The sequence below is a fragment of the Azospirillum sp. B4 genome, from assembly GCF_000333275.1.
Taxonomy (GTDB): Bacteria; Pseudomonadota; Alphaproteobacteria; order Azospirillales; family Azospirillaceae; genus Nitrospirillum.
In genome coordinates this window covers 1-20739 of record NZ_BACU01000324.1, presented here as the reverse complement: position 1 = coordinate 20739, position 20739 = coordinate 1, and the positions used below count along the sequence as shown (strand labels likewise).

Genomic DNA, 20739 nt, shown 5'->3' with positions numbered 1-20739 from the left:
CCATGGCCGCCGTGCTGGAGGCGTCCAGGGCGCGCTGGACCTGGTAGTTGTCGCCGGCGGCCGGATCCAGGAAGCGGTTCACGCGGCTCTGCACGTGCGGGAACAGGAAATAGGCGCCCACCAGGCCGGACAGGCCGCAGACCACCAGCACCGCCACCAGCAGGATGGGCAGGCCGGCAATGAAGAACTGGCCGAACCACACGGCGCTGACCACGAAGGTCATGCCCAGGTCCGGCTGCATCGTTCCTGGTGGAGCTGGCGGCGTCGTGGGCCATCATCATGATCGTCACCGGCCTGTACCTGTGGTGGCCCCGCGACGCGCGGGGGCTGGCCGGCATCGTCTATCCCCGCCTGGGCCGGGGCGGGCGTACCTTCTGGCGCGACCTGCATGCCGTGGTGGGCCTCTGGGTCTCCTTCTTCGCCCTGTTCCTGCTGCTGAGCGGCCTGCCCTGGGCCAAGAACTGGGGCGCCTACTTCAAGGAAATCCGCCAGGTCACCGGCACCGCCGTGGCCAAGCAGGACTGGACCACCAGCCGGTCGGCGGAGCTGGCGGAACGCCGGGCCCAAAACGGCGGGCTCTCCAATGGCGGGCCCACCGGTGGCGGCCCTACCGGTGGAGAAGGTGGCGACGAGCACGCCGCCCACCACCATCACGGCGGCGGCATGCCGGTCCTGGCCATCGACTATGCGCCCCTGGACGCGCTGGTGGCCACCGTGGCCCCCCTGGACCTGGCGCCGCCGGTGCTGATCGCCCCGCCCCGCCGGGCGGGCGGCGACTGGACGGCCAAGTCCGACGCGCAGAACCGGCCCCTGCGCACCGACCTGACGCTCAGCCCCGATGGCCGGGTGCTGAAGCGGGTGGATTTCAGCCAGCGGCACTGGGTGGACCGTATGGTCGGCATCGGCGTCGCGGCGCATGAAGGGCACCTGTTCGGTTGGCTGAACCAGGCGCTGGGGGTGTTCACCGCCCTCAGCCTCATCACCCTGTCCGTCAGTTCCGTGGTGCTGTGGCTGCGCCGCCGGCCAGCCCACGTCCTGGGCGCCCCGCCGGCCACGCGGGCGTCGCGCCGCCCCGCCCGGTCACCGGTGGCCTTCGGTCTGCTGCTGGTGGCGCTGGGGGTGTTCCTGCCCCTGCTGGGCGCCTCGATGATAGGGGTGCTGTGCCTGGAACGCCTGGTGCTGCGCCGCCTGCCCGCCACGCGCGACTGGCTGGGGCTGGCGGCCTGACCCGAGGGCCTAAGCCCCCCGCCCCATCATTTCCGACACCTTGGTCGCGAGGACATCCAGGGTGAACGGCTTGGTGATCATGGCCATGTTGGTTCCGAGGAAGCCCGCCCGGATCGCCGCGTTCTCCGCGTAGCCGGTGACGAAGAGGACAGGCAGATCGGGGCGGTGCTCCCGCGCGATCTCGGCCAACTGCCGGCCATTGATGCCGGGCAGGCCGACATCCGACACCATCAGGCTGATGGGCTGGTCGGACTGCAGGATGGTGATGGCCGCGTTGGCTTCGCCCGCCTCCTCCACCTCATAGGACAGTTCCTCCAGCACCTCCCGGATCAGCAGGCGAACGGAGGTGTCGTCCTCGACCACCAGCACGCGCTGGCCCCTGCCTTCGGACGGCGTCGCCGCCTGGGGGGCCGCCTCATCCCGCGGCGGCGCGTCGACCGCGCGCAGATAGATCGAGACGGCGGTGCCCACGCCAGGCTGGCTATGGATACGGACCTGGCCGCCCGACTGCCGCGCGAAGCCGTAGACCATGGACAGACCAAGGCCGGTGCCCTGGCCGACCGGCTTGGTGGTGAAGAACGGTTCGAATGCCTTTTCAACCAATTCGGGCGGCATGCCCACCCCCGTGTCGGAAACCGTGATCACCACATACCGGCCGACGGTGACCTCGGGACGGGTCGCGATATAGGTGTCGTCCAGGTCGACGACCTTGGTTTCCAGGGTCAGTTGCCCGCCCTCGGGCATGGCGTCGCGCGCATTGATCACCAGGTTGAGTATGGCGTTTTCCAGCTGGTTCGCATCGGCCACGGCGTAGGGCAGATCCTGTCCGTCGATGACGCGCAGCTCTATCGTCTCCAGGATGGTCCGGCGCAGCAGATCCTCCAGCGACCAGACCAGCTTGCCGACATCCAGCGGCTTGGCATCCAGCGACTGCCGGCGCGAGAACGCCAGCAACCGCGCCGTCAGCGTCGCGGCGCGCTGGGCGGAGGTGGTCGCCGCGTCCATGTAGCGCCCCAGCTTGTCGACCTGGCCGGCGGCAATGCGCCGCCGCATGATGTCCAGGGAGCCGATGACCCCCGTCAGCATGTTGTTGAAGTCGTGCGCGATGCCACCGGTGAGTTGGCCCACGGCCTCCATCTTCTGGCTTTGCCGCAGGGCGGCCTCCGCCTGCATCAGCCGGTTGGTGCGTTCCGCGACCCGCTCCTCCAGCGTGTCATTCAGGGCCATCAGGTCCACCTCGGCCACCTTGCGGCGCGTGACGTCTATCGCGGTCCCGATCACGCGGACGCACCGGTTGTCTTCGTTGAAAATGGCCCGGCCCTTGGCGGCGACCCAGCGGACGATCCCGTCCTCCTTGCCCACCGTCCGATATTCCACATCATATAGCGCTCTCTGGTCGGGATCGCAGGCCGCCGCGAAGGCCTGTGACGTGGCGGGCGCGTCATCCGGATGAAGGCCGGCGTAGAAATCGGCCATCGACACCTCAACCTCCGGGGAGATGCCGAACATCGCCTTGACCCGGGGCGGCCAGAACAGCGTACCGTTCACCGGATCGACGTCCCAGAAGCCGATCTCGGCGGCATCGGTGGCGAAGCGGAGTTGCGCTTCGCTTTCGGCCAGGGCCTGGCGGGCCCGGTCCAGCTCCCCCAGCCGGTCACGCATCTCAAACTGCTTCTGCCGCGACCGCATGGCGCAATCCAGGGCGCTCACCAAAGATTGCAGGCTTAAGGGTCGTTCCAGGACAAGCGCGTTGCTGAACAGGCTCCACAATCGGGCCCGCGCCGCCTCCAGGGCCCGCGTCCGCGCCGTGCGTTGCGCCGCCAGCAGGACGAAGGGGATGTCGGACCAGTCGGGTTGGCGGTCCAACGCCGCGTGCAACGCCCCGATGTCCCGGTTCAGTGCCTCTTCGGTCAGGAGGACGACACCCGCCCCGTCATCAAGGGTGGACGACAAGGCGTCGATGTCGGGATGCACGACGGCATGGTAACCGTCGCGCTCCAGCAGGCCCGCGATACTTTCCGCGTCGCGGCCGAAGGGCGCGCAGACGAGAACGCGGTGGCCTTCAGCGGCGGTCCTATGCATCGCTGCCCCGGTCCTCCATCAGCGGGCCGGGATCGCCGGTGTACCTGGGCGTGCCTGTCATGACGCCGCGGAAGGCGGTAAGCGGCTGGCCCACCCGCACCCCGGAGAAGTCGATCCTGAACTCCCGGATCGCATCTTCGTGACGCCCCGCCCGGTTCTTCAGGACCGAGATGGCCTTGCGCATGCGCCCCTCGGCCTCGAAGAAGCGAAGCAGAAGAACGATGTCTGCGATGTAGGAAATGTTCAGGTTCGTCGCCATCGTCCCCAACAGGCCTTGCTGGGGATTGACCAGAAACGTCACGACACCTTTCTGGCTGAGGTAGGAGAGCAGCTCATGCATCTGCAGGATCAACTGCTTCTCCTGCGGCATCGCCGCCATGTAGCCGTTCAGGCTGTCGATCACCAGCATCCGGATGCCCCGGGCCTCGACCTCATGCCGGACCCGGGCGGTGAATTCCCCAGGCGACAGCGCGGCCGGATCCACCTGCTCGATCCGCAGGTGTCCGCTGGCCAGATGAGGCTCGAGGTCCAGGTTGAAGGCCGCGGCGCGGGACCGCAGGGTGCCGATCCGCTCGTCGAATTCATAGAGGGTGACGGGTTCCCCGCGCTCGCAGGCGGCATGAAGATATTGCAGGGTGATCGTTGTCTTCCCCGTCCCGGCCGGGCCGGTGATCAACGTGCTTGTTCCCCGCAAGGGGCCGCCGTTGAGCAAGGCGTCCAGTTCGGCCACCCCGCTGCTGACCGGTTCGTCGGTATAGGGCGCGTGATGCTGGGACGCGATCAGCCGGGGATAGATTTCCAGCCCGCCCTTGCGGATGGTGAAATCGTGGAAGCCCGCGACGAAATCCACGCCGCGCAGTTTCTGCACCTGCAGCCGCCGCCGGGCGGGCCCGAACTCAAGGGTCAGGCGCTCCAGCGTCACGACACCGTGGCAGATGCTGTGCAGATGGGAATCCTGTCCGTCGGCGACGCCCGTCATGTCATCCACGAAGACGACGGTGGAATTGCGGCCGGCGAAAAACTGCTTCAGCGCCAGGACCTGCCGGCGATAGCGCAGGGGATCCTGGGCCAGCAGCCGCATTTCCGACAGGCTGTCGAACACCACCCGCTGGGGCTGGACGCGCTCCACCTCCTGCTGGATCAGCCGGACGGTCTCACCCAGTTCCAGTTCCCAGGGATGAAGGATGGACTGCTGGCGCCCGTCACCCAGCACCGCTTCCACGGCGCTCAATTCAAAGACGTCGAAGTCCTCGATGCCCCAGCCGTGGGAGGCGGCCACCACCGCCAGCTCCTCCCGCGTTTCCGACAGGGTGATGTACAGGGCCCGTTCGCCCGCCAGCGCGCCCGCGCGAAGAAATTCCAGCGCCAACGTGGTCTTGCCGGAGCCGGGCGCGCCCTCGATCAAATAAAGCCGCCGGGGCGGCAGCCCGCCGCGCAAAATTTCGTCCAGTCCGGTATTGCCGGTCGAAATCTTTTCCATCACGTCAGGCATCGGAAACCCCGTGTCGATCACCGCCGCACCGTACCACGGGGGGATCGATCGCTTTCTTAAGCCAAGCTTCGGACCAAGGCCGGCCGAATGGGATAGGTCGCGCCTATGGCGACACGCCAGTTGAAACACCCCAGCCCAGACTAAGGTTCCAGGTTGCCGGCGTGATGGATGAGGTAGGGGCCGGCGGCTGGTTGGTGGTGACCTTACCGCGCGCCCTGGAACTCCAGGTTGCGGCTGAAGAACGGGATCACCTGTTCCTGGATGCGGAACGCCACGTGGCTGGTATGGGTGCCGGGGTAGACCTCGAAGCTGTTGGGGATGTGGTAGGCGTCCAGCGCTTCATGCAGCTTGGCCGCGTCCACCCTCAGGCCATCCTGGTCGCCGACGTCGATGGTGATGGCGCGGTAGCGGCGCAAGGAACCGACATATTGGTCCATGAAGGCCAGCGGGGCGTTGGCGGCCCATTTGGCCAGCACCTCCGGGCGCGGCTCACCATCCTTGACGGGCAGGTCCAGATACAGCGGCGGATTCCGCGGATTGGGCGACCAGGCGGCGGCCGTGGCCAGTTGCGCCCGCGCCATGAAGGGCAAGGCTTCCGTGTCGGTCGGCGCCTTCACCGCCTCCAGCGCCGCCCAGGTGGCCGGATCGATGGGCCCCAGCGCGCGCGGCGACAGGCAGCAGGGACTGAGCATGTAGAGCGCACCGAAAACGTCGGCATGCTTCATGCCGATGCGGGTGGTGCCATAGCCGCCCATGGAATGGCCCGCCAACCCCCGGCTTTCCCGCCTGGCGATGGTCCGGTAATGCTTATCCACATAGGCCACCAGGTCCCGGGAGATGAAGGTCTCGAAATCTCCGGTGGTGACGGAGCTGGAATACATGGAGCCGTTGTAGACGGTCTTGCTGTCGGGCAGGACGACGATCATTTCCCGCGCACCCTGGGCGTAGGCGCCCTCCACCGTCTGCGGCACATGGATTTCCGCCATCCACTGCGCGGCACCGATGGAATAGCCGTGCAGCGCGTAGACCACGGGGTAGCGCTTCCTGGGATGGGCGGCGTAGCCGGGCGGCAGCAGCACGTAGACGTCGCGGTCCACGGCCTCCCCCTCCAAATTCCCTTCCAGCGTGGGCGCGTGCACCTTGACGTGCTCCACCGTCACCGCGCGGGCGCCGGGCACCGGGGCGGGCGCCTCCGTCGCCACCTGCGCGCGGGCGGGGCCAACGCCGGCCCCCATCGTCAACGCCATGACCAGGCAATAGGCTGCTTTTCTCATTCCATCCTCCCTGGGCACATTATTGGCCCTGAAAAATTATTGGCCGGCGACACGGGCGGACGCGCCCATGCGGACCGGAAACTCGAAGATCGACGTGGACAGCGGCGGCACGGTCAGCGGCCCGCGCAAGGACGGCGCCGGCGCCTCGGTGATCGTCACCTGCGGGGCCGCCCCCACCGTGTTCTGCGCATCCAGGGCCGGGCCGCCCAGGCGCCAGACACGGCCGGCACCGTCGGCCCGCACACCCGGCACGGCCAGCGACAGCGGCTGCGCCTGAAAGGTGGCGTTGACCACGGCGACGCGCAGCGACCGCCGGTCGGGGCTGAGGCCGGCGACGATGTCCAGCGGATATGTCGGGCTGCCCGACTTCACCTGGGGATGGTCGTACCCCACCGCGAACTTCGGGTACGGCTGCGGCGCGTCACCGGTCACCGCCACCGGGATGACGCCGGCGCCGAACCGCTCGCCATACAGTTTGAAGACCTGGCCGGTCGCGTTCAGGGTGGCCCCCGCCGGCGTCACGTCCAGGGTGGAGATGCCGAAGGTGAAGGCGCTCATGCGGATGAAGTCCGAATGGCGCAGCATCTCCTGCATCACCATGGAATAGGCCAGCGCCAGCTTCAGCGTGGGCTTGGTGCCCGCCCCGATGTAGGCGTACTCGTCGATGGACAGGAAGATGGGCTTCCGCGCCATCGCCGGGAAGCGCCGCTGGTAGATGGCCCACTCCTCCGCCTTCATGCGCACCTGGTTGGCGGGGGCGCGGGCGAATTCCATCAGCTCATCGGCCGGCGGGGCGTCGGGGCGCTTCTCCACCGTATCGTACCAATGCTCGCTCAGGCCGTCGAAGTCGCCCCAGGCCTTGGCCAGCAGTCCGCCCGTCCAGTCGTTCTCCGTGCCGAACTTGGCCTGGATGCTGTCCAGGCTGGCGTTCTCCTTGGCATCGCGCGGGTGCATCTGGTCCGGCATGGCGCCGGAGCCGATCAGGATGATGCCCGGGTCCACCGCCCGCATGGCGGCGGCGAACTCACGGTGCTTGATCATGAAATAGTCCAGCGTCGTGCGGCCGATCTGCCACCAGCCATAAGGCTCGTTGCCGATGTTCCAATAGCGCACGCCGTAGGGCTCGGGGTGGCCGTTGGCGGCGCGCTTGGCGCCCCATTCGCTGGTGGCCGGACCGTTCAGGTACTCCACCTCCTCCGCCGCGGAATGGGCGTCGCCCAGCCCGGCGTTCACCGTCACATAGGGCTCCACCCCCAGGAGGCGCGTCAGCGCCATGTACTCGTCCATGCCCAGGTCGTTGGGCTGCATGGCGCTCCAGGCGTAATCGTAGACGGGCGGCCGCCGGTCGCGCGGGCCCAGGGCCTGGTGCCAATCCCAGTTCGACAGGAAGTTTCCGCCCGGCAGGCGCCAGAAGCCGGAACGCAGCGACTTCAGCACCGCCACGCTGTCGGCCCGCCAGCCGTCCACATTGTCGGCGGGCATGAGGGTGACGGCGCCGACGCGGAAGAAGCCCGTGCCCGTGCCCGTCACCTCGAACCGCGCGTCCGCCGTGTCCGCGCCGGGCTTGAAGGCGAAATCCAGGGTCTGCCACTCCCCCGCCAGCGGCGGCAGGGTGACCACCTGGCGGTCCCCAGCGCCCGGACCCCACACCAGCGCCACCGTCAGCACCGTGCCCGGTGTGCCGCCGGCCACGATATGCCCGGCATAGTCGCGTCCACGCGCGACGCCCACCCCCCCCTGCGCGAAGCCGCGCGGCGCGGCCGCGTCGACGGCCACGCGCACGCTTTGCGCCCCGACATAGGGCTGGGTCCGGTCCATGGTCACGGCGGCCTCATCCCCGACAGGGCGCCATTTGCGATTGACCAGGGCGGGCTTGCCCTCCACCGACAACGGCTGCGGCGGGTCCTTCCCCTCCGCGACCACGGGGAAGTAGAATTTGCGGTCGTCCAGCATTTCCGCCCACAGCGTCCGGTTCATCAGGCCGCCGATGGGTTCGATGAACATGCCGTAGGCGTAGGGCGTGACGGCGGCGCTGACCCGCGTGGCGTCGATACGCGCGGTGACGGTGGATGCGGTGACGGGTGGCGGTGCCCCGCCCTGGGCCCCGGTTCCGCCCAGCAAGAGCGTCGAAAGGGCGACAACCGCCGCCAGGCGGCCCTGCGTGGATACCATCATTTCCCTCCCCCGCCCGCCGCCCTTGGCGGGTCGTGCCCGTTTGTCGCCCTCCCGTCGATGCCCGCGGGAGGCGCCGTTGCCGCCCAATGTGAGCGCTAACATGATTTAATTGTCTGAGTATTGGACTTGGAGTCAAGATGTGTCAGGGTGGCGGCGCAAAAACGGGGAGGATCGCGCGACACCGTCCAAAGCCCACACGGGGAGCGCCCACACGAGGGGCCACCCCCGGCTTGGCCGCCGCCTTCAGAACACCAAAGAATGGGATGGAAAAGAATGCGTTCTCGTCACCTATCGCAGGCGCTGCTGCTGGGCGCCGCCTTCTTCGCGGCCGGCCCCCTGGCCCGGGCCGAGCAAACCGCCGCCCCCGCCCCCGCGGTGGGTGAGGCTTGGGGCAAGGCCCAGGCCCTGGTCGCCCGCATGACGCTGGATGAGAAGCTGGAGCAGCTGGTCAACGTGGCGCCGGCCATTCCCCGGCTGGACATCCCCGCCTACAACTGGTGGACCGAATCGCTGCACGGGGCCATCGGCGCCGTGCCCACCACCAACTTCCCGGAGCCCATCGGCCTGGCCGCCACCTTCGACGCGCCCCTGGTCCACGACGTGGCGGGAACGGTCAGCGTGGAGGTGCGCGCGCTGCACACGCTGGGCCGCGCCACCGGGCATCTGGGCCGCATCGGCACGGGCCTGGACACCTGGTCGCCCAACATCAACATCTACCGCGACCCGCGCTGGGGCCGGGGGCAGGAGACCTACGGCGAGGATCCCTATCTGACGTCCCGCCTGGCCGTCGCCTTCATCGGCGGCATGCAGGGCCCCAACCCCGACCTGCCGGACGTGATCGCCACGCCCAAGCACTTCGCCGTGCACAGCGGCCCGGAATCGACCCGCCACGCCGCCAACGTCTACGTCTCCCCGCACGATTTGGAGGACACCTACCTGCCCGCCTTCCGCGCCGCCATCGTGGAGGCGCGCGCCGGGTCCATCATGTGCGCCTACAACCGCGTCGACGGGCAGCCGGCCTGCGCCAGCGACCTTCTGCTGAAGGACCATCTGCGCGGCGCCTGGCATTTCAACGGCTATGTCGTGTCGGACTGCGACGCGGTGAAGGACATCGCCGACAACCACAAGTACGCGCCCGACCAGGCCGCCGCCGTGGCCGCCGCCCTGAAGGCCGGGGTGGACAACGAATGCCACGTCGCCACCCTGTTCGGCGGTGGCGGCGGCCTGGCGGCGCGGTACAAGGAGGCGTACACGCGCGGCCTGATCGGCGCCGCCGACATCGACCTGGCGCTGACGCGCCTGTTCTCCGCCCGCTACCGCAACGGCGACCTGCCCGGCCTGGACCGCGCCAAGCCGGAAGTGCCCGTCCAGGCCATCGGCACGGCGGAGCACCAGCGGCTGGCGCGCAAAGTGGCCGGCGAAAGCATGGTGCTGCTGAAGAACGACGGCGTGCTGCCGCTGAAGCCCGGCGTCAAGGTGGCGGTGATCGGCCCGCATGGCGATTCCACCCGCGTGCTGCGCGGCAACTACTCCTCCGCCCTGTCGGCGCCGCCGGTGTCGGTGCTGGACGGTCTGCGCCAGGTGATGCCCGGCGCCCGCATCACCCACGTCCCCTTCCATGAGACCGTCATGGACGGCGACCCGGTGCCCACCACCGCCCTGGTGACGCCGGACGGCAAGCCGGGCGTGAAGGCGCAGTATTTCAACGCCACCGGCCCGGTGAAGCCCCCGGCACCGGACGCGCCCTTCGGCTCCATGCCGCCGCTGGAGGTGGCGTCCAAGCCCGTGCTGACGCGGGTGGAGGCGCAGGTGGGCGGCAGCGGCCATGACCAGAAGACGGTGGCGGAGAATTACCGCGTGGTCTGGACCGGCTTCCTGGTGCCGCCGGAATCCGGCACCTACCGCCTGGGCATGACCGGCTTTTCCGGCGGGGAGTTCGAGTTCGACGGCCGCCGCGTGGACCTGGGCACGCCGCTGTGGGGCGACCTGCCCAAGCTGGAAACGGTGACCCTGGAAAAGGGCAAGCGCTATCCCATCCGCGTCGCCACCGACGTGCACACCATGGGCGGGGTGGAGTTCCTGTGGAAGCGGGTGGCGCCCGCCGCCCCTGCCGACGCCGCCGGCCCCGCGACCGCCGCCCCCGACGGCGACCTGGCCACGGCCGTGGCCGACGCCGACGTCATCGTCGCCGCCGTCGGCCTGAGCGCCGACCTGGAGGGCGAGGAGATGAAGCGCCAGATCGAGGGCTTCGCCGGCGGCGACAAGACCTCCCTCGACCTGCCGGCGGAGCAGCGCCGCCTGTTGCAGGCCACCAAGGCCACGGGCAAGCCGGTGGTGGTGGTCCTGCTGAACGGCAGCCCGCTGGACCTGTCCTGGGCCAAGGACAACGCCGCCGCCATCGTGGAGGCCTGGTACCCCGGCCAGGCCGGTGGACTGGCCGTCGCCGACGTGCTGTCGGGCAGGACCAACCCGGCGGGCCGCCTGCCGCTGACCTTCTACCGCAGCGTGGCCGACCTGCCGCCCTTCGACGATTACGCCATGACCGGGCGGACCTATCGCTACTTCACCGGCCAGGCGGTCTATCCCTTCGGCTTCGGCCTGTCCTACACCCGCTTCGCCTATGGCCCCCTGACGGTGCAGCCGACGCAAGGGGCGGCGGAGAACGGCGTGCGCGTCACCGCGACCGTCACCAACACCGGTGACCGGGCGGGCGACGAGGTGGCGCAGCTGTACCTGAAGCCACCGGCCTTCGACGGAGCGCCCCGCCTGGCGCTGCGGGGCTTCCAGCGCCTGTCCCTGGCGCCGGGTGAAAGCCGGACGGTGTCGTTCGACCTGTCGCCGCGCGACCTCAGCTTCGTCACCCGCGACGGCGACCGCCAGGTCATGGCCGGCACCTACCAGGTCAGCGTCGGGTCCGGGCAGCCGGACAGCGGGGTGCCGGGCCAGCAGGGCCAGTTCGCCACCACGGCGGCGCTGTCCCTCGAGAAGTGATGACAGCGGCACGGGACAGGGGCGGCCCGCTCCTTCCCGGCCTCATACCAGCGGCACGAGATTGCAACTCGTGCCGCTGTAGCCCGCGACTGCGGGCGCCGGAGCTTTCCGGGGAGCGGAGCGGACTGGAAAGCGAGGAAGCCCCAAGACACGCATAGGGGCCACGGATGTGGCCGCCCGGCGCTTGAGGGGCATTTGAGAGGCCACGATCAAATGCCGTTCGTATCAGCCTTTGAACGACTGGGCCGTGTCGCGCAGCGCCTCGGTGATCAGCAGGCGCATGGCGTCGCGCGCCGCTTCCGCGTCCCGCGCGGCGACGGCGTCCAGGACGTGGCGATGCAGGGGGATGGGGTCGCGCAGCACCGCCCCCTGCCGCAGCTTGTGGACGGTGCTCCACCGCACCGCCGCGCCAACGCTGACCGCCAGGGAACCGATGAGGGGGTTGTGGCTGGCCTCCAGCAGGGTGTCGTGGAAGTCGGCGTCGGCCGTCTGCCCCGCCTCCGCCGCCAGGCTCAGGCGATCCATGGTGTCCAGCGCCGCCGTCATGCGGGCCAGCTGCGCCTCCGTGCGCCGCTCCGCCGCCAGGGCGGCGATGCCCGGCTCCACGATCATGCGCAGCTCGAACAGGCTGTTGATGAAATCGATGCTGGGTTCGGTGGCGAAGTGCCAGGCCAGGATGTCGGGATCCAGCAGGTTCCACCGTGTGCGTGGGCAGACGTGGGTTCCGGTCTTGGGCCGGCTTTCCACCAGGCCCTTGGCCGCCAGGATGCGCAGGGCCTCCCGGTAGGCGGAGCGGGACACCTTTAGCCGCTCGCTGTTCGCGATCTCGTTTTCCAGGATGTCGCCGGGCTGGTACCGCCCCGACACGATGTCGATGCCCAACTGCCGGGCGACGGCCCCGTGCCGGCGGACCAGGGGGGAATTGCGGCCCAGCCGGGACAGGCCGGCGATCACGTCTTTCATGTACCACAGTCCGCCGGCCGCCGATGACGCGTTGAGGACGGCGGATCACCGCAAGCCACCCCGGTCGCGGGCCGGCCCGGTGATCGCATCGCCCGCCCGTTTTTAGCACCGTCCGGCGCGGCCCGGCTAGGCGAAGTCGATGGGAGGCGGAGCCCCCACACCCCCACCGCCGCCCCCCCCACCGCCACCTCAGCGCGGCGGCACGAGCCACCTCAGCGCAGCGGCACGGGATGGTGACTCGTGCCGCTGTAGCCCGCGACCGCGGGCGCCGGAGGGGGCACTTGATCGTGACCGATCAAGTGCCGCTTGTATTAACGCAACCCGCCGCTGGCCACCAGCCGCTCACCCGTCAGCCAGCGGGCGTCGTCGGAGGCGAGGAAGACCGCGACCGCCGCGATGTCGTCCGGCTGGCCGGTGCGGCCCAGCGGGGTCTGGGTGGTGATGTCGCGCTCGAAATCCGAGCCGATGAACCCCGCCGTGTGGGTGCCCTCGGTCTCGACGATGCCGGGGTTGATGGCGTTGACCCGGATCTTGCGCGGGCCCAGCTCATTGGCCAGCACGCCGGTGATGGCGTCCACCGCCCCCTTGGTCCCGGTGTAGACGGCGGAGTTCGGCACGAACAGGCTGGTGACGGCCGACGAGATGTTGATGATGCTGCCGCCTTCACCCAGGTGCTTCGCCGCGGCCTGGGTGGTCAGCAGCAGGCCCAGCACGTTGACATCGAAGATGCGCCGGTAGTGCGCCTCCGTCACCTCCTCGATGGGGGAGAATTCATAGACGCCGGAGTTGTTGACCAGGACGTCCAGCCGGCCGAATTCCCGGACGGCCGCCGCGATCAGGGCCTGCGCCTGGTCGGCCTTGGCGACGTCGGCCTGCACGGCGATGGCCTTGCCGCCGGCCGCCGTGATCGCCTGGACCACCGTGTCCGCCCCCGCCTTGCTCGACGCGTAATTGACCACCACGGCGGCACCTTCGCCCGCCAGCGCCTTGGCGATGGCGGCACCGATGCCTTTGGAGGCGCCCGTCACCACGGCGACTTTACCGTTCAGCTTACCCATGGGTTCCGTTCCCTTTGATCTCTGGTTGATCCCTGGCGGCCGCCGGGTGGGCGGCTTGTACCATAGTTCGGAATATCAGAACTATTGAACCGGCCGACAAGCCCCCTCATATTAAAAAGATGAGACCCCTGTTCCACCCCGCGGTCGAAGACGTGCGACCGGAAGCGATCCTCCACGCCCTGTCCGACCCGGTGCGCGCGGCGATCTTCACCCAGATTTCAGGGTTGGGCTGCGTGCAGGCGTGCTCGGCGTTCGCCGTCGTGGGCAACAAGGCCATCCCGAAATCCTCGCTGTCGCACCACATCAAGGTATTGCGGGAGGCCGGCCTGATCCGGTGTGAGCGCCACGGCGTGGAAATGCGCAACCACTCCCGCTGCGCCGAGGTCGACGGCCGCTTCCCCGGCCTGGTGGCGGCGATCCTGAACGCTTACGCCTCGGTCGCCGACAAGCCCGCCGCTGGCGACAGTCCCGCCACGGCTTGATGGGGTGTCGTTCGATGTCGGGGGTGGCGCGACACCCTTTGATGAAACAACCGATTGTCCTGACGCTCTCGCTTGAGAGTGCCGCTGCTGTCCGCTTCGCGCCCAAGACGGACGCTCATGACCAAGCAATCCCTCCGTAAGCGGACGTTTCAAAAAGTATGCGGCCGAATGTTCACCTTGTGGTCGTTTCAGGGTGGTCAGCAGTGGTGGTATTCGGCCGCGCTCCGCCAAGCTGCAAGCCCCTGACTTTCAGTTCTGCCCTGGACGGGCCCAGGGTCTTTCCCGGCGGGTCCTATGCCGGAAGCAATCCAAACTGTCTTGGACTTCTGCCAGACGGACACTTCTACCGCGATGCCTCGAACTTTGACGTAGTGCTTCGCCATGTTTCCCTACATTCACTCTAAGGGCATGCCATTACGGAGCCATGCGCCCCATGGGGCATTTGCGCTCTGACGTTCCCTGGTGTAGGTGTCAGCCTCATCGCCCTCCCTTATCATAATAACCTGTATAAAATTCGTACATTTCTCGTGAATAATCGCTGCAATGGGGCGACCGCAACTCTCTTTTCCTTCAACGGCATTCCATATCCTTGTGATTTCTTCATAATTCAACTTGGACATTGGATAATATCCTTCATCTTGTGGTAAGGCATTCTGCGGCGATGACTTGGCGGACCAGCGGGCCACATCGTGACGTGCCCCCCTAAATGTCACGCACGGTCCAATCTTCGATCTTCGTCTAAGTCCCTAATATCCCATCATAAATAATGGCACGCTTTATGCGCCCGCGTTTGAGCGCCCTTTCCGCCCCGGCCATTGCCTCTTTCGGTGTATCAAACTCTTCCGGTGCTACGTCCCCGTTCCCCCAAATGTCGGGAGGCTCTTCGGATAGAAAATATGCAACAGCGCATCGCTTTGTGAATTTGGACCAACTCATCTTAAATTACCTTGTGGTCAGGCTAATCATCGCGGTCTGCGGGTCCAAAAAGGAAAGCCCCCTGAGAGACTAGGGTGAGATAAAAGCGTTCGCTCAAGAAGGCCGCTTCTCTGACGCCATCGCATGCTCCCTGAAGAATTACCTTATACAAAAACCATGTTAGGACAAACGACAGCGGCGCCCACCACCATGCAAATCCAAAAATAATCCAGCCTGCTATGGCAACGGGGACGCTAAGTGTTGCAATAGCCGGCAGTGCTAACCCATAAATTATCCAGAATATCTTCGGGCCATTGCCCATTTTTGATGCGCGATAGAGCGACCGTGTCGCTACCGCGCTATTGACCATTACCGCCCCGCTGGCATTGGCGTCTTTGAATTCTGTCCATGAGGGAAGTTGACCGCCCCATTTTATGAGGAGCCGCGCCACTATTCCTTCTTCAACAGACAGGGCGCTAAGGTTCTGTAGCGTCTCAGACTTCCCGTCAGCGCCATGGCTCATTGGCAGGTCTTTCACCTTATGTCCGTTTCATCGGTACCCGCCGGCAGTCCCGGCTGGACCTACCGGCGGCGAAGGCCCGCCTTGATGCCTCTGCCGGCAGCGTGCCCGCTGCCGGCCGGTCGATGCCGATCCCGCTGTCGCCGCGATCATAGGCTCTCCAGAACCAGGTCGCGAAGGCGACGCGCCCACGTTCCGGAAGGGGACCTCCAGCTTCACCATACTGCTTCGTTAAGATCCGGCCGGAGGGTCATCGTTCCAACCGTGGCAGGGATATTGCCGCCGGCGCTTTGTCGTGGCTGGCTGAGAACCTTCTCTGATCTGGGTGTTTGAGTATCTCAATTTCACTCCACGGAATCAGCTATACTTTTATTAAGGTATATATAACATCGTGTTTGATACCAGACGAATAGCTTCTGCCCCTGAGTGGAATGTGTATTGCATCATACGCAGGCTTGTCATTGGCATCAAAAATACCAATAGTATAGTCTATTGACCAATAATTTTCCCCACCTGGATTGTCATCTATACCAACTACTCTTAGTTCATTTGCGCCGGGAGATAGAATATTTTTAATGGAAATTGGAGGGGTGGAATGGTTTATATCAAGTGCGTATATCAAAACCCCATTTAGATAGACTTGGGCGTGATCGTCGGCGCTTATAAGATGAACAATAACATCCCATCCGTCCTTTATCTGGTAGCTTATTGTAAGGAATTCACTTTTTTCAGCAACTTTGATAGAAGTACGGTCTATTTTGCCATTCTTCATGTATGCCAAGGTCATTTTAATCCCCTGTGTGCGAGTAAGAAAAATTTCGGACTCGTCCATAAATTTATATCGATACTTATCAGAATATAAATACTTCTATAGGTTAGGGTGGACGGCTGACTCATACCGCCTGAGCGTTCACCTTGTGGTCTTCTCGCTTAAAGTTCGACACCAAAGAGCATGTCGGGGTCACGGCCCGCCAGGCCATGGATGATACGAGCGGCAGCAATCTTGGCAGCCTGGGCAGGTGAAGCCGGTGCCGTCGTATGGGTTTCAGCCGGATTGCTGTTGGCGGCGAGAAGAAAGCGATCCAGGTCCGCTTGGTCAGTCGGCTGGGCGACCAACCAGGGAGTGCCATTTTTGAGGATAATGATGGGATTCATCGTTTTGTTCTCCTTGTGTTAGGCGGCGCCTCATCAACCGATTTATTTGAATTGTTCGGGAGGTGGCTATTTGGGCTGCGTCTGCCCTTTCTGTAATTTAGCGATGCGCTGTCCACGTTCTTGTAGTTGCGCCTTCAGATCGCTATTTTCCTCGACTAACGCAAACATCGCGTGAAAAGCATGCGGATCGACTTCCTTTAATCGCTCTAGGGTTTTTGATATCTGCATAAAGTCATTTATTATGACCGAGCCGAGCTTTTCGTCATATTGCTCCACATGCCGTTCCAGTGCTTTGTTTATTTTACGTCGCTTATCGGTTTTTCTCGACATTGCTTCACCTTGTGGTGAGAGGGACCCCGTGCGCCTTGCAGAAATTCTCTATCCAGGCGCCCTGGCGGCGATGCCCATCCCTCCATAGGGCGGCGGCATAGCTCTCGGGGGTATGGCCGGTTGCGTTCCGTCGACGCATGACGGTGCCATCTGCCTCGGCACGCACATAGGCTGCGCAGACGGCGGCTTCATCATGCCCGTGCTCCAAACTCAACCTTCGCATCATCTCGCGCTGTCCAGCCATGGGCCCCCTCGTTCACCTTATGGTCCTGCTCATGCGACGGGCTGCGCCCGGCGCCAAGCCGCTGTCGTCAATGTAAACCGGGTCGTCGTCCATATCGACGGGATACCCGCGCACCCGAAGGATGTCCTTGCGCTCCACAAGCGGCATCCCGCCGGGCGTCAGGCGAATGAACGACACCCGGTCAATTCCATCATTCTTCCTGGTCATCGCTCGCTCCAATGTCGTCAATTGGGCCCGCTTCGTTGAATGCCGCTTTCCACTTGATGTACGTGGCCTTGGGGATGCTGAGTTCAGCAAGGGCCTCTTTCACCAGCTTCCCGTCGCGGCGCAGCTGCTGGAATGCGGCCACACGGCCGGTGTCCACGTATAGCTCCGCGAAGGTCTTCCTGCCCATCCGGACCCCTTTCGCGCGGGCCGCCTTCTGGCCGGCCTTGGTGCGCTCCGAAAGCTGGTCACTCTCGAACTGAGCAAGGGCCGCGAACAGCGTGAAGATGAGCTTGCCGCTCGCGGTCGATTGAGCCTCTGTCGAGATTTCCGACTGTGTGATGCTTCGGAAATTGACCCCTCGCTCATGCAGCCTGTCGACGGTGCGGATCAGTTCACCTTGTGACCTAAATGAGCACCGTGTTTCCGCATCGTTGGCATTTTACAGGAGCGTCCACATCGCCGCTGGATTTAAAGCCATGCGGAAGACTGATAATGACCCGCTCGAATTTACCGTCATGGTGCGGGGGCGTTTCGTTTTCCTCGAACTCTCCTGTACCTTCGGCGCCACATTTGGCACATCGGAGTATGGCCGAATATTTCTCGCGCTTTGCCATCGGTTTCACCTCGTGTTCAGCGTTTGGGATTGGTTTCGATGTGCCGCCTTATCGTCTCCCCAAGCGCCCGGTAACGATCCGCCTGGGCGGCGTAGGCAGCCGCGGCACCTGACTGCCCTTCGTCAGCCAGCTTGTGTTTTCCCTCGACGTAGGCATCGGCCGCATGCCCAAGGGCGGTTTCGATGGCGTGCCAGTCTTCCAGGTCCAGCCTAATCGTAACGTCCATAGCTTACCTTTCCTGTGTCAGGCGCCGCTTCGGCGGCCAGTTCCCGGCGGCGGCTTCCTGTGCCGCGCGCCCCTTGCTCATGGTGCCGGTCGCTTCCTCGATCCGGCGTAGCATCGTGGACCGGTCCAGGCCGACATGGGCGGCAATGCGGCTGGTGGACCAGTCCGGATCCGGGAACAGGCGCAACGCCTCCGCTAGGCTCTTGCCCGTCAGCTTGACGCGCGGGCGGCCGGTGGGCAATCCCGCCTTGGCCCTGGCGTCGGTCAGGGCCCGGCCGCGTTGCCGGCGGATCAGCGCAGCGCCCGCTTCCAGGTCCGCCCCGTCCAGCACCGTCTTTTCCACCAGCAACTCCATCGTCGCGCCAGTCCGGATCAGGGCCGCCGCGACGGCCTCCCGTACGGGGACGCCGATCAAGTGGCCCGCGTGCGGGATCGTCAGTCGCTCGCCCGCCTCCAGGGAGCGGGTCGCCTCGACCAGCTCGGGCATCTGCTCAATAGTCACGGCGCCACCGCGCGGCTTGCGGGGCATGACGTGGCTGTAAACCGGGTCGTCGAATTGATCCACAGCAGCGCCAGATTTCCTAAGCATATCAAGCCATAGCGGTTTATCGGTTCCGGCTTTTGTGACCACATAGTAGCTGCCCCGAAAGACCACGCCCTGACCCCGTGCACAGATAACCGGTTCCGTTTTGATCCGGTATTGATACGCCTATCTTTGCGTGCAAGCCAGGGGTCAGGTGATCGCGGGAGGCTTAACGCGGAAGCGCCGGCTGGCGGTGTCGTCTCTAACACGCCGCCCGATCTCCCGGTCGATAGCGGCCCGGATAAAATCCAGGCGCACCTCTCCATTCGCACGCAGCGCATCGATGCGCTCAAGCGTGCCTTCGGCCAGCGGCAATGTGATCATGGAATACGCCAAGGTCCGGGCCGGCGGCCAGTCAAGCCTTGTCGTCGTCAACCGTGCCGTGCTGGCGGCTTAACCAGGACCACAGAAGGAGCCTTCCTGCTGCAATCTGCATAATCATCAAGGCCACAGATTTTCCTGTTGGCTTTTGACTGAATTGTTGGTGTCGCTCCAGAGCAGACGTTCAGCAAACCGCCCAGGTCCAACACGGACTTGCCTCGTAGCGTGAGAAGCCCATCGCTTCTCACGGCCAGCATCCAATTCCCCCATCGCCCCCTGCCTCATTTCGCCACACCCCACCGCCGCCCTGCGGCTTTTCTGCAACGGATTTTGATAATAAGTCTCAAGCGCGTTGACACACCGCAACGCAGCAAATAAGAGTCGCTCGCAATCTTAACTAAAGATATAACTGCGGGTGCCCTGACACGGGGTCCCCGCGGGAGCCAATCCTACGTGTGGCATAAGGTGGGGACCGGAATGTCGAGCAACCGTACTTTCATCATCGCCAGCCGGGCCAAGGCGCCCCGCACCCTGGCGCACACCGCCCTGGGGCTGGCCGGGGGCGCCCTGCTGTCAGTTGGCGCCGCCCAGGCCCAGACGGCCACGGCGCCGGCGGCGCAGCAGCAGGGCGGCACCGTGCAGTTGCCCACCCTGTCGGTGCAGGACCAGGACGCGGCCCCGGCGGCCGACTACCGCGCCGAGCGGTCATCCAACGTCAAGCTGACGGAAAAGCTGCTGGACACCCCGCAGTCCGTCACCGTCATCTCCAACCAGGAGATGAAGGACCAGGGCGTCACCACCCTGCGCGACGCCCTGCGCAACGTCGCCGGCATCAGCCTGGCGGCCGGTGAAGGCGGCGCCCAGGGCGACAGCCTGACCCTGCGCGGCTTCAGCGCCCGGTCCGACATCTTCCTGGACGGCCTGCGCGACTTCGGCAGCTATTACCGCGACAGCTTCAACTACCAGTCGGCCGAGGTGCTGAAGGGTCCGGACAGCGCCATGTTCGGCCGCGGGTCCACCGGCGGCACCATCAACCAGGTCAGCAAGACGCCGACGCTGGAGTCCATCACCGCCGGCACCGCCACCCTGGGCACCGACGGCATGAAGCGCCTGACCGCCGACGTGGACCGGGCGCTGGACGCCACCACCGCCGTGCGCCTGAACGCCATGGGCACCAGCAGCTTCGTCACCGGCCGCGACGGCGCCAAGAACGAACGCTATGGCTTCGCCCCGTCGGTCGCCTTCGGCATCGGCACGCCCACCCGCGTGACCCTCAGCTATCTGCACCAGTCGGAAAACGACCGGCCGGACTATGGCATCCCCTTCCTGCTGGGCAAGCCGGCGCCGGTGGACCAGCGCACCTATTACGGTTTCCACAGCGATTACCTGAAGACCGACGCCAATGTCGTGACCGCCGACGTGCAGCACGACCTGACGTCCGCCATCACCCTGGAAAACCAGTTCCGCTACGGCAACTACTACCGCAACGTCCGCATCACCGAGCCGCAGCTGGTGAACGCCAACGTGACCGCCGCCACGGTCGGCCCGCTGTCCGGCGTGGCCATCAAGCGCAACGCCATCACGGCGCGCAGCGTGGAAACCACCCTGGACGACCAGGCCACGGCCTCGGCCCGGTTCAACACCGGTTTCCTGGAGCACCACCTGGTGGCCGGCGTCGAGCTGTCGCGCGAGACCTCGGACCCGACGCGCACCACCTGGACCGGCGTGCCCAACACCACGCTGCTGAACCCCAACGAGTACCAGGCCTTCGCCGGCACGGGCGCCATCTCCTCCCGCGTCAGCACCACCATGGACACGGTGGCGGTGTTCGCCATCGACACCCTGAAGTTCAACGACCAGTGGTCGCTGGTCGGCGGCTCC

Annotated in this window: 20 protein-coding genes and 1 pseudogene; 4 read left to right on the top strand and 17 right to left on the bottom strand. The window is 65.7% G+C overall.

Annotation, left to right across the window (positions count from 1 at the left end):
- A partial coding sequence (locus tag I55_RS14615) for an FtsW/RodA/SpoVE family cell cycle protein (protein WP_044561318.1) occupies positions 1-241 on the bottom strand: 241 nt, incomplete at its 3' end.
- 38 nt (positions 242-279) lie between these two features.
- Between I55_RS14615 and I55_RS14610 the strand changes: the two genes are divergently transcribed.
- Positions 280-1227, top strand: coding sequence for a PepSY domain-containing protein (locus I55_RS14610; protein WP_148293742.1), 948 nt, complete (start codon positions 280-282; stop codon positions 1225-1227).
- A 9-nt stretch (positions 1228-1236) separates the two neighbouring features.
- Here I55_RS14610 and I55_RS14605 read toward each other — a convergent pair whose 3' ends face one another.
- From I55_RS14605 to I55_RS14590, 4 genes are all read right to left on the bottom strand, one after another.
- Positions 1237-3309 carry a PAS domain-containing sensor histidine kinase gene (locus I55_RS14605; protein WP_044561317.1) on the bottom strand — a complete coding sequence of 691 codons (2073 nt, stop codon included), beginning with the start codon at positions 3307-3309 and terminating at the stop codon, positions 1237-1239.
- Positions 3302-4789 (bottom strand): ATPase domain-containing protein, encoded by a 1488-nt coding sequence (locus tag I55_RS14600; protein ID WP_199902597.1) that lies wholly within the window; start codon positions 4787-4789, stop codon positions 3302-3304. The genes I55_RS14605 and I55_RS14600 overlap by 8 nt, the downstream gene beginning before the upstream one ends.
- Before the next feature lie 215 nt (positions 4790-5004).
- On the bottom strand, positions 5005-6075 hold the full coding sequence (locus I55_RS14595) for an alpha/beta hydrolase family protein (RefSeq protein ID WP_044561316.1): 1071 nt from the start codon (positions 6073-6075) through the stop codon (positions 5005-5007).
- Positions 6076-6111: 36 nt separating this feature from the next.
- On the bottom strand, positions 6112-8250 hold the full coding sequence (locus tag I55_RS14590; RefSeq protein ID WP_252181151.1) for an alpha-L-arabinofuranosidase C-terminal domain-containing protein: 2139 nt from the start codon (positions 8248-8250) through the stop codon (positions 6112-6114).
- 273 nt (positions 8251-8523) lie between these two features.
- Between I55_RS14590 and I55_RS14585 the strand changes: the two genes are divergently transcribed.
- Positions 8524-11241, top strand: coding sequence for a glycoside hydrolase family 3 C-terminal domain-containing protein (locus I55_RS14585; protein ID WP_044561315.1), 2718 nt, complete (start codon positions 8524-8526; stop codon positions 11239-11241).
- Positions 11242-11466: 225 nt separating this feature from the next.
- On the opposite strand, the gene I55_RS14580 is transcribed toward I55_RS14585, so the two are convergent.
- Positions 11467-12204: a FadR/GntR family transcriptional regulator gene (locus tag I55_RS14580; protein WP_044561314.1), complete on the bottom strand. Its 738-nt coding sequence runs from the start codon at positions 12202-12204 to the stop codon at positions 11467-11469.
- Between the two features lie 311 nt (positions 12205-12515).
- Positions 12516-13262, bottom strand: a complete 747-nt coding sequence (locus I55_RS14575) for a glucose 1-dehydrogenase (protein WP_044561313.1) — start codon at positions 13260-13262, stop codon at positions 12516-12518.
- 119 nt (positions 13263-13381) lie between these two features.
- Between I55_RS14575 and I55_RS14570 the strand changes: the two genes are divergently transcribed.
- A complete protein-coding gene (locus tag I55_RS14570; protein ID WP_044561312.1) occupies positions 13382-13744 on the top strand; it encodes a helix-turn-helix transcriptional regulator in 363 nt (120 codons plus the stop codon).
- A gap of 958 nt (positions 13745-14702) precedes the next feature.
- Here the strand turns inward: I55_RS14570 and I55_RS35980 are convergent.
- The 10 genes and pseudogenes from I55_RS35980 to I55_RS37065 all read right to left on the bottom strand — a co-directional run bounded on the left by I55_RS35980 (position 14703) and on the right by I55_RS37065 (position 18861).
- A complete protein-coding gene (locus I55_RS35980; protein WP_148293741.1) occupies positions 14703-15197 on the bottom strand; it encodes a hypothetical protein in 495 nt (164 codons plus the stop codon).
- A gap of 343 nt (positions 15198-15540) precedes the next feature.
- Positions 15541-15966 carry a hypothetical protein gene (locus tag I55_RS35975; protein ID WP_148293740.1) on the bottom strand — a complete coding sequence of 142 codons (426 nt, stop codon included), beginning with the start codon at positions 15964-15966 and terminating at the stop codon, positions 15541-15543.
- Positions 15967-16109: 143 nt separating this feature from the next.
- Entirely contained in the window at positions 16110-16334 is a 225-nt protein-coding gene (locus I55_RS35970) for a hypothetical protein (protein WP_148293739.1), read from the bottom strand.
- 66 nt (positions 16335-16400) lie between these two features.
- Positions 16401-16664 (bottom strand): hypothetical protein, encoded by a 264-nt coding sequence (locus I55_RS35965; RefSeq protein WP_148293738.1) that lies wholly within the window; start codon positions 16662-16664, stop codon positions 16401-16403.
- Between the two features lie 256 nt (positions 16665-16920).
- Positions 16921-17115 (bottom strand): hypothetical protein, encoded by a 195-nt coding sequence (locus I55_RS35960; RefSeq protein ID WP_148293737.1) that lies wholly within the window; start codon positions 17113-17115, stop codon positions 16921-16923.
- A complete protein-coding gene (locus I55_RS38440; protein ID WP_044561311.1) occupies positions 17099-17302 on the bottom strand; it encodes a hypothetical protein in 204 nt (67 codons plus the stop codon). The genes I55_RS35960 and I55_RS38440 overlap by 17 nt, the downstream gene beginning before the upstream one ends.
- Before the next feature lie 15 nt (positions 17303-17317).
- Positions 17318-17509, bottom strand: a pseudogene (locus I55_RS39540) (recombinase family protein); the annotation flags it as partial.
- 236 nt (positions 17510-17745) lie between these two features.
- A complete protein-coding gene (locus I55_RS14560) occupies positions 17746-17955 on the bottom strand; it encodes a hypothetical protein (RefSeq protein ID WP_044561310.1) in 210 nt (69 codons plus the stop codon).
- Between the two features lie 3 nt (positions 17956-17958).
- A complete protein-coding gene (locus I55_RS14555) occupies positions 17959-18519 on the bottom strand; it encodes a hypothetical protein (protein ID WP_044561309.1) in 561 nt (186 codons plus the stop codon).
- Positions 18520-18687: 168 nt separating this feature from the next.
- The gene (locus I55_RS37065) at positions 18688-18861 is read right to left on the bottom strand and encodes a hypothetical protein (RefSeq protein ID WP_159107198.1); all 174 of its coding nucleotides are present in this window, start codon (positions 18859-18861) and stop codon (positions 18688-18690) included.
- 474 nt (positions 18862-19335) lie between these two features.
- On the opposite strand from I55_RS37065, the gene I55_RS14550 reads away from it, so the two are divergent.
- On the top strand, positions 19336-20739 hold a 1404-nt coding region (locus I55_RS14550; protein WP_252181150.1), incomplete at its 3' end, for a TonB-dependent siderophore receptor.